Source organism: Acidovorax sp. 35-64-16, from assembly GCF_002281195.1.
GTDB lineage: Bacteria > Pseudomonadota > Gammaproteobacteria > Burkholderiales > Burkholderiaceae_C > Acidovorax > Acidovorax defluvii.
Map to the genome: position 1 here is coordinate 16,010 of NZ_NCFM01000033.1, position 13,799 is coordinate 29,808.

Here is a 13,799-nt window from a genome sequence, read left to right on the forward strand (position 1 = left end):
TTCAGCAAACCCGCACCCAACAGAACGGACTGCAACTCCTGGAGTGCCACGCCTCGCGTGAGTTCGGTGCATGGCAACGCGTTCAGGCCCATTTTCAACCGACGGAGCCGGTGCGCGCCCCCGCTGATCGGGTAAGAAAGTGTGAATGAACCCGGAGCGCCTAAGCGGGCGTCCCGGGTTGTTTCACCCTTCTCAGGCCTTTTTGGCCCAGACTGCCGCGAAAAACCCGTCGGTCTGGTGCAGGTGGGGCCACAGACGCAAATAGCCAGTGCCCGAGGCACCGCCGCTGCACAGGCTGCGGGCATCTGCCACTTTCAGTTGCTCCAGCAATTCACCGGCCTCCAGCATCTCGAAATCCGGGTGCGCGGCGCTGAACGCCTCGGCAATCGCCTCGTTTTCCTGGGGCAGGATGCTGCAGGTGGCATACACCAGTCGCCCACCCGGCTTGAGCAGGCGCGCTGCGCTGTCCAGGATGGCGGTTTGTTTGGCCACCAGTTCCTGCACGCTTTTGGCCGACTGGCGCCATTTGAGGTCGGGGTTGCGGCGCAGCGTGCCCAGGCCCGAACAAGGTGCATCCACCAGCACCCGATCCATCTTGCCCGCCAGGCGCTTGATGCGCTCGTCGCGCTCGTGGGCAATGGCCGCCGGGTGCACGTTCGACAGGCCGCTGCGCGCCAGCCTTGGTTTGAGCGCATCGAGCCGGTGGGCCGACACATCAAACGCATACAGGCGGCCGGTGCTGCGCATGGTGGCGCCAATGGCCAGCGTCTTGCCGCCCGCGCCCGCGCAAAAATCCACCACCATTTCGCCACGCTTGGCGTCCAGCAGCAGGGCCAGCAGCTGCGAGCCTTCGTCCTGCACCTCGATGGCGCCGCGCGTGAAGGCATCCAGCTTGGTCAGCGCGGGCTTGCCTTCAATGCGCAGGCCCCACGGAGAATAAGGGGTTGCTACCGATTTAATAGCTGCTTTCGCAAGCTCCTTCTGCACATCTGCCCGTTTTTCCTTCAAGGCATTGACACGCAGATCCAGTGGCGCACTTTGCGAAAGGCTCTCTACCAGCGGCCAAAAGCCTGCGCCCAGCTGGTCCTTGAGGGGCTGCACCAGCCATTCGGGCAGGTTGTGGCGGTGCCGCTCCATCAGGTCATCGGGCTTGACGGAGTCGCATTGTTCGAGCCAGTTCTTTTCTTGATCGGTCAGGCCGCCCAGCAAAAAGTCGCGCGGGCCATGGAACCCCAGAATGGCCAGGCGGCGCTCTTTGGGGCCGGAACCCGAAGGGGCCATGTGGTCAAACAACAGCTTTTTGCGCAGCACGTTGTAAACCGTCTCGGCCAGCGTGGCGCGCTCGCGGGGGCCAAGGCCCCGGTTGTCGCGGAAAAACCGCGAGACCACAGCGTCGGCGGGGTGTTCGAAGGTGAGGGTGAGCCGGATGAGTTCGGCACAGGCATCGATAAGTACTTTGGGGTGCATGCCCCGATTGTCCCACCGACACCCCGATCAGCGCGTGCCCCCACTCCCAGCACCACAACACCGCGGCACGCTACGCACTGCTGCTGGCGCTGGAATGCTCGCCCCCACGCAGCAGGCGTCCACAATCTGCAGGCTTTGCGGTCCCCCTTCACGCGTCTCTCTTTTTTCCGCCACTCCTGCCATGAACGAAAACGACCTGCCCGCTCTCATCCGCACACCACCAGGCCTGTACCGCCACTACAAGGGAATGCTCTACGAGGTGCTCGACACCGTGCGCCACAGCGAGACCCTGGAGCCCATGACGCTGTACCGCGCGCTCTATGGCCAGCGCGGCCTGTGGGTGCGCCCCGCCGCCATGTTTGAAGAACAGGTGCTCATCGACGGCGTGGTGCGGCCACGGTTTGAGCGGTACGGCGATTGCGCGGGTTCCGGCAATGAATTTGAGTCAAAATAGGCTCTAGCCCTTACCCATAAAGCGCTAACAGCTATTATTTTAATAGCTAAATCATTCCACCTGCAGCGGGCAGGCTTAGAGCGCCCGGACCAGCGCGCGCACGGCACGGGGGTAGATCACATGCTCCTGCGTCAGCACCCGGGCGGCCAGTGTCTGCGCCGTGTCGCCGGGCAGCACCGGCACCACGGCCTGATCGAGGATGGGCCCCACATCCAGCTCGGCCGTCACCTGGTGCACCGTCACACCGGCAAATTTGCAGCCCGCATCAATGGCGCGCTGGTGCGTGTTCAGCCCGGTGAAGGCCGGCAGCAGCGAGGGATGGATGTTGATCAGCCGCCCGGCGTAATGCGCCACAAAGCCCGGCGTGAGGATGCGCATGAACCCGGCAAGCACCACGAGCGCGGGCTGGTGGCGGTCGATGGTGGCCGCCAGCTCGGCGTCAAACGCTTCACGGCTGGCAAACGCCTTGTGGTCCAGCACTGCGGTGGCAATGCCCTGCGCGCGGGCAAAAACCAGCCCCTTGGCATCGGCCTTGTTGCTGACCACGGCCGCCACGCGCGCGCCATGGCGCTGCTCCCACTGCTCCTGCTGTGCGGTCTTGACGATGGTCGCCATGTTGGAGCCACCGCCAGAGATCAAAATCACGATATTCTTCATTTGCACCGGATTATCCCTGCCATGTCAGCACCCACACCGTTCAGCCCCGCCTCCCGCCCCCTCACGCCCAACGAGGCCCGCGTGCTCGCCACGCTGATGGAGAAAGCCCGCACCGTGCCCGACAGCTACCCCATGTCGCTCAACGGCCTGCTGACCGGCTGCAACCAGAAAACCAGCCGCGACCCGGTGATGAACCTCAGCGATGCCGAGGCGCAGGAGGCGCTGGACTCCCTCAAGCTGCTGACCCTGGCGTTGGAAACCAGCGGCAACCGCACCACCCGCTGGGAGCACAACTTCCAGCGCGGCGTGGGCGTGCCCGAACAATCGGCCGTGCTGCTGGGCCTCTTGATGCTGCGTGGCCCGCAGACGGCGGGCGAGCTGCGCATCAACGCAGAGCGCTGGTACCGCTTCGCCGACATTTCCTCGGTGGAAGCCTTTCTCGACGAACTGCAGGAGCGCAGTGCCGAAAAAGGCGGCCCGCTGGTCGTGCAGCTGCCTCGCGCGCCCGGCGCACGCGAACAGCGCTGGGCGCACTTGATGTGTGGGCCGGTGGACACCACCGCCAGCCAGGCACCCGCAGGCGGGGCGGGCTCCAGTCCTTCCCCCGCACTGCAGGCCCGCGTGGACACCCTGGAGGCCGAAGTGGCGAGCCTGCGCAACATCGTGCAGCGGCTGTGCGCTGAACTTGGCATTTCCCCAGACCCCGCGCCCATGTCACCACCCGGACAGGCCTAAAACGAACGACCGTGCTACAAACACAGAATCATTAGGAGACGCACCGCATGGATCTCGCATTCACCCCCGAAGAACAGGCCTTTCGCGAAGAAGTTCGCGCATGGGTTCAAAGCAACCTGCCCAAGGAAATTTCCCACAAGGTCCACAACGCCTTGCGCCTGACGCGCGACGACCTGCAAGGCTGGGCCAAGATTCTGGGCAAGAAGGGCTGGCTCGGCTTTGGCTGGCCCAAAGAGTTTGGCGGCCCCGGCTGGACGGCCGTGCAAAAGCACCTGTTTGAAGAAGAGTGCGCCCTGGCTGGCGCACCGCGCATCATTCCGTTTGGCCCCGTCATGGTGGCCCCGGTGATCATGGCCTTTGGCAATCCAGAGCAGCAAAAACGCTTTCTACCCGGCATCGCCAGCGGCGAAGTGTGGTGGAGCCAGGGCTACAGCGAGCCGGGCTCGGGCTCGGACCTGGCCTCGGTCAAGACGCGCGCCGAGCGCGTGGGCGACAAGTACATCGTCAACGGCCAGAAGACCTGGACCACGCTGGGCCAGCACGGCGACTGGATGTTCAACCTGGTGCGCACCAGCACTGAGGGCAAGCCCCAGACCGGCATTTCCTTCCTGCTGCTGGACATGAAATCGCCCGGCGTCACCGTGCGTCCCATCAAGCTGCTCGATGGCGAATGCGAGGTCAACGAAGTGTTCTTCGACAACGTCGAAGTGCCGGCCGAAAACCTTATTGGCGAAGAGAACAAGGGCTGGACCTACGCCAAGCACCTGCTCAGCCACGAGCGCACCAACATCGCCGACGTGAACCGCAGCAAGCGCGAGCTCGAGCGCTTAAAACGTATCGCCAAAACCGAAGGTGTGTGGGATGACCAGCGTTTCCGTGACCAGATCGCATTGCTCGAAGTAGACATCGTGGCGCTGGAGATGATGGTGCTGCGCGTGCTCTCGGCCGAAAAATCGGGCAAGAACTCGCTCGACATTGCAGGCCTGCTCAAGATCAAGGGCAGCGAAATCCAGCAGCGTTATGCCGAGCTCATGATGCTGGCTGCTGGCCCCTTTGCCATGCCCTTCATCGAAGAGGCCATGGAAGCCGGCTGGCAAGGCAATTTCCCCGGCGGCGTCACCGCCAACGCGCCGCTGGCATCGACCTACTTCAACCTGCGCAAGACGACCATCTACGGTGGCTCCAACGAAGTGCAGCGCAACATCGTCGCGCAGACGGTTCTGGGCTAAGGAGACAAGAACATGGATTTCGATTTTTCTGACGACCAGGAACAACTGCGTGACGCCGTGCGCAAGTGGGTGGACAAGGGCTACACCTTCGAGCGCCGCCGCGCCGCCGTGGCCGCCGGTGGTTTTGACCGCGCCGCCTGGGGCGAACTGGCCGAGCTGGGCCTGACCGCCCTGACCGTGCCCGAGGCCCACGACGGCATGGGCCAGGGCGCCATTGATGCGATGGTCGTGGCCGAAGAACTGGGCCGCGGCATGGTGCTGGAGCCGATTGCGCAAGCCTTCATCGCCAGCAGTGTGCTGTCGCACTACGCACCGGCCGACGTACAAGGCGCCTGGCTGCCCCGCGTGGCCAGCGGCGAAGCCCTGGTGGTGCTGGCCCAGCAGGAGCGCAAGGCACGCTACCGCCTGGACGTTTGCGATGCAAAAGCGGCCAAAGCGCAATCAGGATATGCGGTAACAGCTATCAAAAGCGTAGTACTCGCTGGCGACAAGGCCGATGCCTTCATCGTGCCCGCGCAGCTTGACGGCCAAATCGCCCTGTTCCTGGTGGAGCGCACCGCCAGCGGCGCCACCACGCAGGGCTATGTCACGCAGGACGGCAGCCGCGCGGCCGAAGTGCACCTCGTCAACGCCCCCGCCACGCTCATCACCACCGACGGCCTGGCCGCGCTGGAGTTGGCCGTGGACACCGGCATTGCCGCCACCTGCGCCGAAGCCGTGGGCGTGATGGACAAGACCGTGGCCATCACGGTCGAATACATGAACCAGCGCAAGCAGTTTGGCGTGTTCATCGCCAGCTTCCAGGCCCTGCGCCACCGCGTGGCCGACATGAAGATGCAGCTCGAGCTGGCCCGCTCGATGAGCTACTACGCCAGCCTCAAGCTCGGCGCCCCCGCCCCCGAGCGCCGCGCCGCCATGGCCCGCGCCAAGGTGCAGCTGGGCCAGTCGATGCGCTTTTTGGGCCAACAGGCCGTGCAGTTGCATGGCGGCATCGGCGTGACGGACGAGTACATCGTGAGCCACTATTTCAAGAAGCTCACGCAGCTGGAAGTGGCTTTTGGCGACACGCTGCACCACCTGGGTGAAGTGTCGGCACGCATGCAGGACACGGCGGGGGTGTTTGCCTGAAGCTTGGGTCGTGCACCAAGACAAACCGCCTTCGGGCGGTTTTTTTTCCGCGCTCACGGCAAGTCCACGGTTCAGGTCAGCTGAAAATTCACCGGATACAAGGGCGGCGGCAGGTCCTTCTCGCCCAGCGATTCGCGCAAATTGATTTCGATGGCCCGGCACAGGGTATCGAGAGGCAGGTCGTTGCTTTCGAGGCCGAAGGGTTCCTCGATTTCGTCGCCCAGCGCATCCAGGCCAAAGAAGGTGTAGGCCACGATGCCCACCACAAACGGCGTCATGAAGCCCGTGGTGTCCACCAGTCCAAAGGGTAGCAAAAAGCAGTACATGTAGGCCGTGCGGTGCAGCAGCAGGGTGTACGAAAACGGCACGGGCGTGTTCTTGATGCGCTCGCACGATGCGGCAGATGCGGTCAGGGACGACAGCGTGGCATCCAACGGCACCGCCAGGCAGGGCTCGATCTGCCCCTGGCGCACGCACTCCCCCAGGTCGCGCCCCATGTGCAGCATGAGCGTGCTGGCGGGGTTGAGGCTGCTGCGGGTCTGTTCAAACTCGGCTGCCGTCAGCCAGCGCTGCAGCACCGCATCATCGCGCTGATCGCGCAACTGCAGCCGCAGCGCATGAACGAACGCGATCGCCCGGTGCACCATGCGCACCCGCACGTCGTCGTCACGCCGCGCGGGGTCCAGCGCCACCGGCAGGTGGATCAGGCCCTGGCACTGGCGCGACAGCGTGCGTGTGCGGTGCACGATCTCGCCCCACAGCTTGCGCGCTTCCCAGTAGCGGTCGTAAGCGGTGGTGTTGCGAAACCCCAGAAAAATCGCCAGCGGCAGGCCGATCAGGGTGAACGGGATGGCGGTGAGCGTGATCTTGAGCGAGAACAGGTTGCCGTGCATCACGGTGACCAGCGTTGCCAGCAAGATATTGAGCAGCAGGGTGAGGCGGATACGTTGCAGCACCGAGCCGCGCAGCACCAGAAACAACCGCAGCCCGGAGGGACGCTCACGAACAATCATGCCGAAAAACCAAGGGTAAACGCTTATTTGACCACAACCAGTCTACCGGCAACGAAGGCCGCGCGCCCTGCATAACCAGGCATCGGGCCGCCCCGTCAGGCCAGTAAGCGCGATGATTTGGGCACATGCGCCATCAAAAACTCCATCTGATCGGCCAGGATGCGCCGGTTGCGCAGAATGAAGTCTTCCCACAGGCTGGGCACGTAGGGTGCGTACAGCAGCGGCATGTGCGCCTGCTCGGGCGTGCGCGGGCCCTTGCGGTGGTTGCAGGGGCGGCATGCGGTGACCACGTTCATCCAGTGGTTCTGCCCGTTGCGCGCAAACGGCACGATATGTTCGCGCGTGAGGTCTTCTTCATGAAAATGCCCGCCGCAGTAGGCGCACACATTGCGGTCGCGCGCAAACAGCTTGCTGTTGGTGAGACTGGGCTTGAGATCGAAGGGGTTGATGCCCGACACGCCCCGGGTGCCGATGATGCTGTTGACGGAAATCACCGATTGCTCGCCCGTGATGGCGCTGTAGCCACCCCTAAAGCGGGCGATCTGCCCACCCGATTCCCAGCGCACCTCTGCGGCAGCGTAGTGAATCACCGCCTGCTCCAACGTGATCCACGATTGGGGCAGCCCTTGGGCTGACAGTTTCAAGACCTTCAAAACACGCCTCCTGGAACAAAAGTACACAAGGATCGGAACGGTGATGTCTCGCGGGCAGCCCTGCGCCGGGCCATCCGTGGGTCACAATATACTCCGTTTTCATGACAAATTGGCGTCTTGCGCTTGATACATCAGCGCAGACTGCTATCAAAACAATATCAAACCAATGAAGATCTTTCGCGGCTTCCACCACCCGGGCATCGCCCGCGCCTGTGCGTTGACCATTGGCAATTTCGACGGCGTGCACCGGGGCCACCAGGCCATGCTGGCCCTGCTGAACAGCGAGGCTGCGCAACGGGGCGTGGAAAGTTGTGTGCTCACGTTCGAGCCCCATCCGCGCGACTATTTCGCGGGCGTGCACCGCAAGCCCGACCTGGCCCCGGCACGCATCGGCACGCTGCGCGACAAGCTCACCGAACTCAATCGCTGCGGCGTGCAGCAAACCATAGTGCTGCCATTTGATGCGCGGCTGGCAGCCCAGTCGCCCCAGGCCTTCATCGACGAGGTGCTTGTGCGCGGCCTGGGCGCCCGCTATGTGCTGGTGGGCGACGATTTCCGTTTTGGCGCCCAGCGGGCGGGCGACTACGCCATGCTTGACGCAGCTGGCCCGGCCCACGGGTTTGATGTGGCGCGCATGAACAGCTACGAAATCTCTGCCCCCCAGGCGCGGCCCGGCAGCAGCGGGCCTGGCCTGCGCATATCCAGCTCGGCCGTGCGCCAGGCCCTGGCTGCGGGCGACATGCAAGCGGCGGCGCGCCTGCTGGGCCGGCCCTACGCCATCAGCGGCCATGTCGTGCACGGGCGCAAGCTGGGGCGCGCGCTGGGCGCCAGCAGCGCCGAGGCCGGTGATGGCTTTCGCACCCTCAATCTGCGCTTTGCCCACTGGAAGCCCGCCGCCAGCGGCATCTTCGCAGTGCTAGTGCATGGCCTGAGCGATGCCCCGCTGCCGGGCGTGGCGAACCTGGGCGTGCGCCCCTCGCTGGACCCCCATGACGTGAACGGTGGCCGCGTGCTGCTCGAAACCCATTGCCTGACCTGGCCCGCCGATCTAGGGCCTGAAGTGGCGTACGGTAAAATCGTGCGCGTGGAACTGCTGCACAAACTGCACGATGAGCTGAAATACGACAGTCTTGATGCCCTGACGGCGGGCATTGCCAAAGACTGCGCTGATGCACGTGCCTACTTTGCGTCGGCCCACGCCCTCACGCTCACCAGTTTGCACACCGAGACCCGGCGCCAGACCACGCGCGACCGAATTTGAGGTGGCTGCCTGCGCAGCGCCTGCATGCCAAACCCCTCGCTTGTCGTGCCCTCTTCCCGTTTTTGACCCGGGCCAGCCCCGGAATGCCCCGTTTTAAGGCCCATCCATGTCCGACAACGCCAGTCCCGCACCCACCGACTACCGCAGCACGCTGAACCTGCCCGACACGCCCTTCCCGATGCGTGGCGATCTGCCCAAGCGCGAGCCGGGCTGGGTCAAGGAGTGGGAAGACCAGGGCATCTACAAAAAGCTGCGCGACGCGCGCTGCGGCAAGCCCAAGTTCATCCTGCACGACGGCCCGCCGTACGCCAACGGGCAGCTGCACATCGGCCACGCGGTGAACAAGATCCTCAAGGACATGATCACCAAGGCGCGCCAGCTCGAAGGCTTCGATGCGCTGTACGTGCCCGGCTGGGACTGCCACGGCCTGCCCATCGAAAACGCCATCGAAAAACTGCACGGCCGCAACCTGCCGCGCGACGAGATGCAGGCCAAGAGCCGCGCCTTTGCCACCGAGCAGATCGCGCAGCAGATGCAGGACTTCAAGCGCCTCGGCGTGCTGGGCGAGTGGGACAACCCCTACAAGACCATGAACTACGCCAACGAGGCGGGCGAGTTGCGCGCCTTGAAGCGCGTGATGGAGCGCGGTTACGTGTACCGCGGCCTCAAGCCCGTGTACTGGTGCTTTGACTGCGGTTCGTCGCTGGCCGAGTTCGAGATCGAGTACCAGGACAAAAAGAGCCAGACACTCGACGTCGCCTTCAAGGCGCACAACCCGGCCCAGCTGGCCGCCGCCTTCGGCCTGCCCGCGCTGACCAAAAACGCCTTCGCCGTCATCTGGACCACCACCGCCTGGACCATCCCCGCCAACCAGGCGATCAACCTCAACCCCGAGCTGCCCTACGCCCTGGTAGACACCGAGCGCGGCCTGCTGATCGTTGCCGAGACGCTGGTCGAGTCCTGCCTGCAGCGCTGGAACCTGCAAGGCCAGGTGCTGGCCGTGACCCAGGGCAAGCAGCTCGCGGGCATCGAGTTTGAACACCCGCTGCACGATGTGGATGCCGGCTACAAACGCCTTTCGCCCGTGTACCTGGCCGAATACGCCACCGCCACCGACGGCACCGGTCTCGTGCACTCGTCGCCCGCCTATGGGGTGGAAGACTTCAACTCGTGCGTGGCGCACGGCATGAAGTACGACGACATCCTGAACCCCGTGCTGGGCAACGGCCGCTACGACGAATCGCTGGCGCTGTTCGGCGGGCTCAATATCTGGAAGGCCTGCCCCATCATCATCGAGGCGCTGCAGGCCGCAGGCCGCCTGCTGGGCACCACCACCATCACGCACAGCTACCCGCACTGCTGGCGTCACAAGACGCCCGTGATCTACCGCGCCGCCGCGCAATGGTTCGTGCGCATGGACGAGGGCGAGGGCGTGTTCACCAAAGACAAGGCCCCCGGCACGCTGCGCCAGACGGCCCTGGCCGCCATCGAGCAGACGCACTTTTACCCCGAGAACGGCAAGTCGCGCCTGCGCGACATGATTGCCGGCCGGCCCGACTGGTGCATCTCGCGCCAGCGCAGCTGGGGCGTCCCCCTGCCGTTCTTCCTGCACAAGGATTCGGGCGAGCTGCACCCTCGCACCATGGAAATCATCGACCAGGCGGCTTCAATAGTCGAGCAGGGCGGCATCGAGGCCTGGAGCCGCATGACGGCCGAAGAGGTTTTGGGCGCAGAGGACGCCGTGCACTACACGAAGAGCACCGACATCCTGGAAGTGTGGTTCGACTCGGGCTCCACCTTCTGGCATGTGATGCGCGGCACGCATGGCAGCATGCACCACGACGAGGGCCCCGAGGCCGACCTGTACCTCGAAGGCCACGACCAGCACCGCGGCTGGTTCCACAGCTCGCTGCTGCTGGCCAGCGCCATCTATGGCCGCGCGCCCTACCGCGGGTTGCTCACGCACGGCTTCACGGTGGACGGCCAGGGCAAGAAGATGAGCAAGTCGGTGGGCAACACCGTCTCGCCGCAAGAGGTGAGCGGCAAGCTGGGCGCCGAAATCATCCGCCTGTGGTGCGCCGCCACCGACTACTCCGGCGACCTGGCCATCGACGACAAGATCCTGGCGCGCGTGGTGGATTCGTACCGCCGCATCCGCAACACGCTGCGCTTTTTGCTGGCCAACGTGAGCGACTTCGACCCCGCCGCGGACGCCGTGCCCTTTGAGCAGATGCTCGAGATCGACCGCTACGCGCTGGTGCGCGCCGCGCAGTTCCAGGAAGACATCCTGGCCCACTACAAGGTGTATGAGTTCCACCCCGTGGTCGCCAAGCTGCAGCTGTATTGCTCGGAAGACCTGGGCGGTTTTTACCTCGACGTGCTCAAGGACCGCCTCTACACCACCGCGCCCAAGAGCCTGGCACGGCGCAGCGCCCAGACCGCGCTGCACCAGATCACGCACGCCATGCTGCGCTGGATGGCACCGTTCCTGAGCTTCACCGCCGAAGAGGCCTGGAAGATCTTTGGCGACTCCGATTCGATCTTCATGGAGACCTTCTCGGCGCTGGGCCAGAGCGACGACGGCCTGCTGGCCAAGTGGCGCCGCATCCGCGAGATCCGCGACGCCGTCAACAAGGACATCGAGGCCTTGCGCGCCGCCGGCCAGGTGGGCGCCTCGCTGCAGGCCTGCGTCACGTTGACGGTGGCACCGGAAGACCATGCCTTGCTTGCTAGCCTGGGGGACGATCTGAAGTTCGTCTTCATCACATCCACTATTGAATTGATAGCTGGAAGCGCTTTACAGGTAAGCGCAAAGGCCAGTTCTGATGCCAAATGCGAGCGCTGCTGGCATTACAGCGCCGATGTGGGCCACGATGCAGCCCACCCCACCCTGTGCGGCCGCTGCACCAGCAACCTCTTTGGCAGCGGTGAAGACCGCAAGGTGGCCTGATGGCGCGGAGCAACTCCTCGCTCGTGCGCGGCCCAAGCGCTAGTTTGTGGCCCTGGCTGGCTTGGGCAGTCGTCATTCTTTTGGCCGACCAGTTCACCAAGACGCTGATCCTGGGCTACTACCGACTGGGCGATGCCACCACCATCACCAGCTTTTTCAACATCGTGCGGGCGCACAACACGGGTGCGGCCTTCTCGTTTCTGGCCGACGCGGGAGGCTGGCAGCGCTGGCTGTTCACGGGCATTGGCGTGGTCGCCACGGTGTTCATCGTCTGGCAACTGCGTGCGCACCCGGGGCAAAAGCTGTTTTGCTTTGCGCTGTCGAGCATCCTTGGGGGCGCCGTGGGCAATGTGGTGGACCGGCTGATGCACGGCTATGTGGTGGATTTTCTCGACTTCCACTGGGCGGGTTACCACTTTCCGGCGTTCAACATTGCCGACGCCGGCATTACGGTGGGCGCGGCCTGCCTGATCCTGGACGAGTTGCTGCGCGTGAGAAACGCGCGTTGAGCCAGCAGCACCCACGCCCACCCCATGCGGGCGTGACCAATGCCACCAAGGCCCTCGCGGGTGGGGCGGTGTGCGGGGCTATAGTTGCACGCTTCTTTCCATGAAGCATCTCCTCAATCTTCTTGCTGCCGTGGCCCTGTTGATCTGGGGCACCCATCTGGTGCGCACCGGCATCTTGCGCGTCTTTGGCGCCAACCTGCGCCAGCTGATCTCGCGCAGCGTCAGCACCCGCCTCACGGCCGTGCTTTCGGGCATTGGCGTCACGGCACTGGTGCAGTCCAGCACCGCCACCGCCCTCATTGTTTCTTCGTTCGTCGGCCAGGGCCTGGTGGGCCTGCCGGCCGCGCTGGCCGTGATGCTGGGCGCCGACGTGGGCACCAGCGTGATGGCCGTGGTGTTTGCGATGGACTTGTCCTGGCTCTCGCCCCTGTTCATCTTTATCGGTGTGGTGCTGTTCATCTCGCGCCAGGACACCACCGTGGGGCGCGTGGGCAGGGTGCTGATCGGTCTGGGGCTGATGCTGCTGGCCTTACGGCTCATCACCGATTCGACCATGGTCCTCATGCAGTCGCCCACCGTGCGCACCCTGCTGGAAGCGCTCACCAGCGATCTGCTGCTGGAGCTCTTCACCGGTGCTGTGCTGGCCGTGGTGTCTTATTCGAGCCTCGCCACGGTGCTGCTGACCGCCACGCTGGCGGGTTCTGGCGGCATTCCGGTGGAAGTGGCGCTGGGCCTGGTGCTGGGCGCCAATCTGGGCAGCGGGCTGCTGGCGGTGCTGACCACGCTCAAGTCCAATGTGCAGACACGCCAGGTGCCGCTGGGCAACCTGGTGTTCAAGATCGTGGGCGTGCTCATCATGATGCCGCTGGTCGGCCTGTGGCTGCGCCATGTGCGCCCGTTTGTTCCGGATGCAGCCACGCTGGTGGTGCTGTTCCATCTGGCGTTCAACACCGTGGTGGGCCTGGCGTGCATCGGCCTGACTGGCACGGTGGCGCGCTTGGTGCAGCGCCTGCTGCCGCACGAAGAGGCGCCCACGGCAGGCGCCCGTCCGCAGCACCTGGACCCCTCGGCCCTGGCCACGCCCTCGCTGGCCATTTCGTGCGCCGCCCGCGAGGCGCTGCACCAGGCCGATGTGGTCGAGTCGATGCTGATGGGCATGCACCAGGTTATCCGCACCGATGACCTCAAGCTGGCCCAGGACCTGCGCAAACTCGATGACCAGGTGGACGACCTGTATTCGGCCATCAAGTACTACATGACCAAGATCTCGCGCGAGGCCCTGGACGAGCGCGAGGGCCGGCGCTGGGCCGACATCATCAGCTTCACCATCAACATGGAGCAGATCGGCGACATCATCGAGCGGGTGCTGATCGACATCGAGGACAAGAAGATCAAGAAGGGGCGCCAGTTCTCCGATGCCGGCATGGAAGAGATCAACGAGCTGCATGCGCGGCTGGTGGACAACCTGCGCCTGGCCATGAGCGTCTTCCTGAACGGCAATGTGCGCGATGCCCAAAAGCTGCTCGAAGAAAAGGTGCGCTTTCGCGACCTGGAGCATGCCTACTCGGCCACCCACCTGGCGCGCCTGTCCGACAACACGGTGCAGAGCATCGAAACCAGCTCGCTGCACATCGACCTGATCAGCGAACTCAAGCGCATCAATTCGCTGCTGTGCTCGGTGGCCTATCCCATTCTGGAATCGGCCGGCGCCCTGGCGCCCAGCCGGCTGCGCACCTCGGTGCT

At 64.4% G+C, this 13,799-nt stretch carries 12 protein-coding genes; 8 read left to right on the top strand and 4 right to left on the bottom strand.

Annotation, left to right across the window (positions count from 1 at the left end; genetic code table 11):
• Window positions 1-192: 192 nt before the first annotated feature.
• Entirely contained in the window at window positions 193-1,467 is a 1,275-nt protein-coding gene (locus tag B7Y64_RS15440) for an RsmB/NOP family class I SAM-dependent RNA methyltransferase (RefSeq protein WP_291329337.1), read from the bottom strand.
• A gap of 181 nt (window positions 1,468-1,648) precedes the next feature.
• Here B7Y64_RS15440 and B7Y64_RS15445 point away from each other — a divergent pair, with 181 nt between their 5' ends.
• Entirely contained in the window at window positions 1,649-1,921 is a 273-nt protein-coding gene (locus B7Y64_RS15445) for a DUF1653 domain-containing protein (RefSeq protein WP_291326828.1), read from the top strand.
• A 75-nt stretch (window positions 1,922-1,996) separates the two neighbouring features.
• Here the strand turns inward: B7Y64_RS15445 and purN are convergent, their stop codons facing one another.
• On the bottom strand, window positions 1,997-2,578 hold the full coding sequence (gene purN / locus B7Y64_RS15450; RefSeq protein WP_024814300.1) for a phosphoribosylglycinamide formyltransferase: 582 nt from the start codon (window positions 2,576-2,578) through the stop codon (window positions 1,997-1,999).
• A gap of 21 nt (window positions 2,579-2,599) precedes the next feature.
• Between purN and B7Y64_RS15455 the strand changes: the two genes are divergently transcribed.
• Genes B7Y64_RS15455 through B7Y64_RS15465 form a run of 3 tightly spaced genes read left to right on the top strand, consistent with a single transcriptional unit; the run spans window position 2,600 to window position 5,670 of the window.
• Window positions 2,600-3,313 (top strand): YceH family protein, encoded by a 714-nt coding sequence (locus B7Y64_RS15455; protein WP_291329339.1) that lies wholly within the window; start codon window positions 2,600-2,602, stop codon window positions 3,311-3,313.
• Between the two features lie 47 nt (window positions 3,314-3,360).
• Entirely contained in the window at window positions 3,361-4,542 is a 1,182-nt protein-coding gene (locus B7Y64_RS15460; RefSeq protein WP_291329341.1) for an acyl-CoA dehydrogenase family protein, read from the top strand.
• Window positions 4,543-4,554: 12 nt separating this feature from the next.
• On the top strand, window positions 4,555-5,670 hold the full coding sequence (locus B7Y64_RS15465) for an acyl-CoA dehydrogenase family protein (RefSeq protein WP_291329343.1): 1,116 nt from the start codon (window positions 4,555-4,557) through the stop codon (window positions 5,668-5,670).
• 71 nt (window positions 5,671-5,741) lie between these two features.
• On the opposite strand, the gene B7Y64_RS15470 is transcribed toward B7Y64_RS15465, so the two are convergent.
• Together B7Y64_RS15470 and B7Y64_RS15475 are read right to left on the bottom strand one after the other, a co-directional pair.
• Window positions 5,742-6,683, bottom strand: a complete 942-nt coding sequence (locus B7Y64_RS15470) for a bestrophin family ion channel (protein WP_291329345.1) — start codon at window positions 6,681-6,683, stop codon at window positions 5,742-5,744.
• Window positions 6,684-6,778: 95 nt separating this feature from the next.
• Window positions 6,779-7,336 (bottom strand): HNH endonuclease, encoded by a 558-nt coding sequence (locus B7Y64_RS15475; RefSeq protein ID WP_111866136.1) that lies wholly within the window; start codon window positions 7,334-7,336, stop codon window positions 6,779-6,781.
• Between the two features lie 166 nt (window positions 7,337-7,502).
• Here B7Y64_RS15475 and B7Y64_RS15480 point away from each other — a divergent pair, with 166 nt between their 5' ends.
• From B7Y64_RS15480 to B7Y64_RS15495, 4 genes are all read left to right on the top strand, one after another.
• Window positions 7,503-8,597 (top strand): bifunctional riboflavin kinase/FAD synthetase, encoded by a 1,095-nt coding sequence (locus B7Y64_RS15480; RefSeq protein ID WP_291325477.1) that lies wholly within the window; start codon window positions 7,503-7,505, stop codon window positions 8,595-8,597.
• Window positions 8,598-8,703: 106 nt separating this feature from the next.
• On the top strand, window positions 8,704-11,547 hold the full coding sequence (gene ileS, locus B7Y64_RS15485) for an isoleucine--tRNA ligase (RefSeq protein WP_291329348.1): 2,844 nt from the start codon (window positions 8,704-8,706) through the stop codon (window positions 11,545-11,547).
• Window positions 11,547-12,056 carry a signal peptidase II gene (gene lspA / locus B7Y64_RS15490; RefSeq protein ID WP_291329350.1) on the top strand — a complete coding sequence of 170 codons (510 nt, stop codon included), beginning with the start codon at window positions 11,547-11,549 and terminating at the stop codon, window positions 12,054-12,056. The genes ileS and lspA overlap by 1 nt, the downstream gene beginning before the upstream one ends.
• A 100-nt stretch (window positions 12,057-12,156) precedes the next feature.
• Window positions 12,157-13,799 (top strand): Na/Pi cotransporter family protein (locus tag B7Y64_RS15495; protein WP_111866143.1); only part of this gene is annotated, 1,643 nt, incomplete at its 3' end.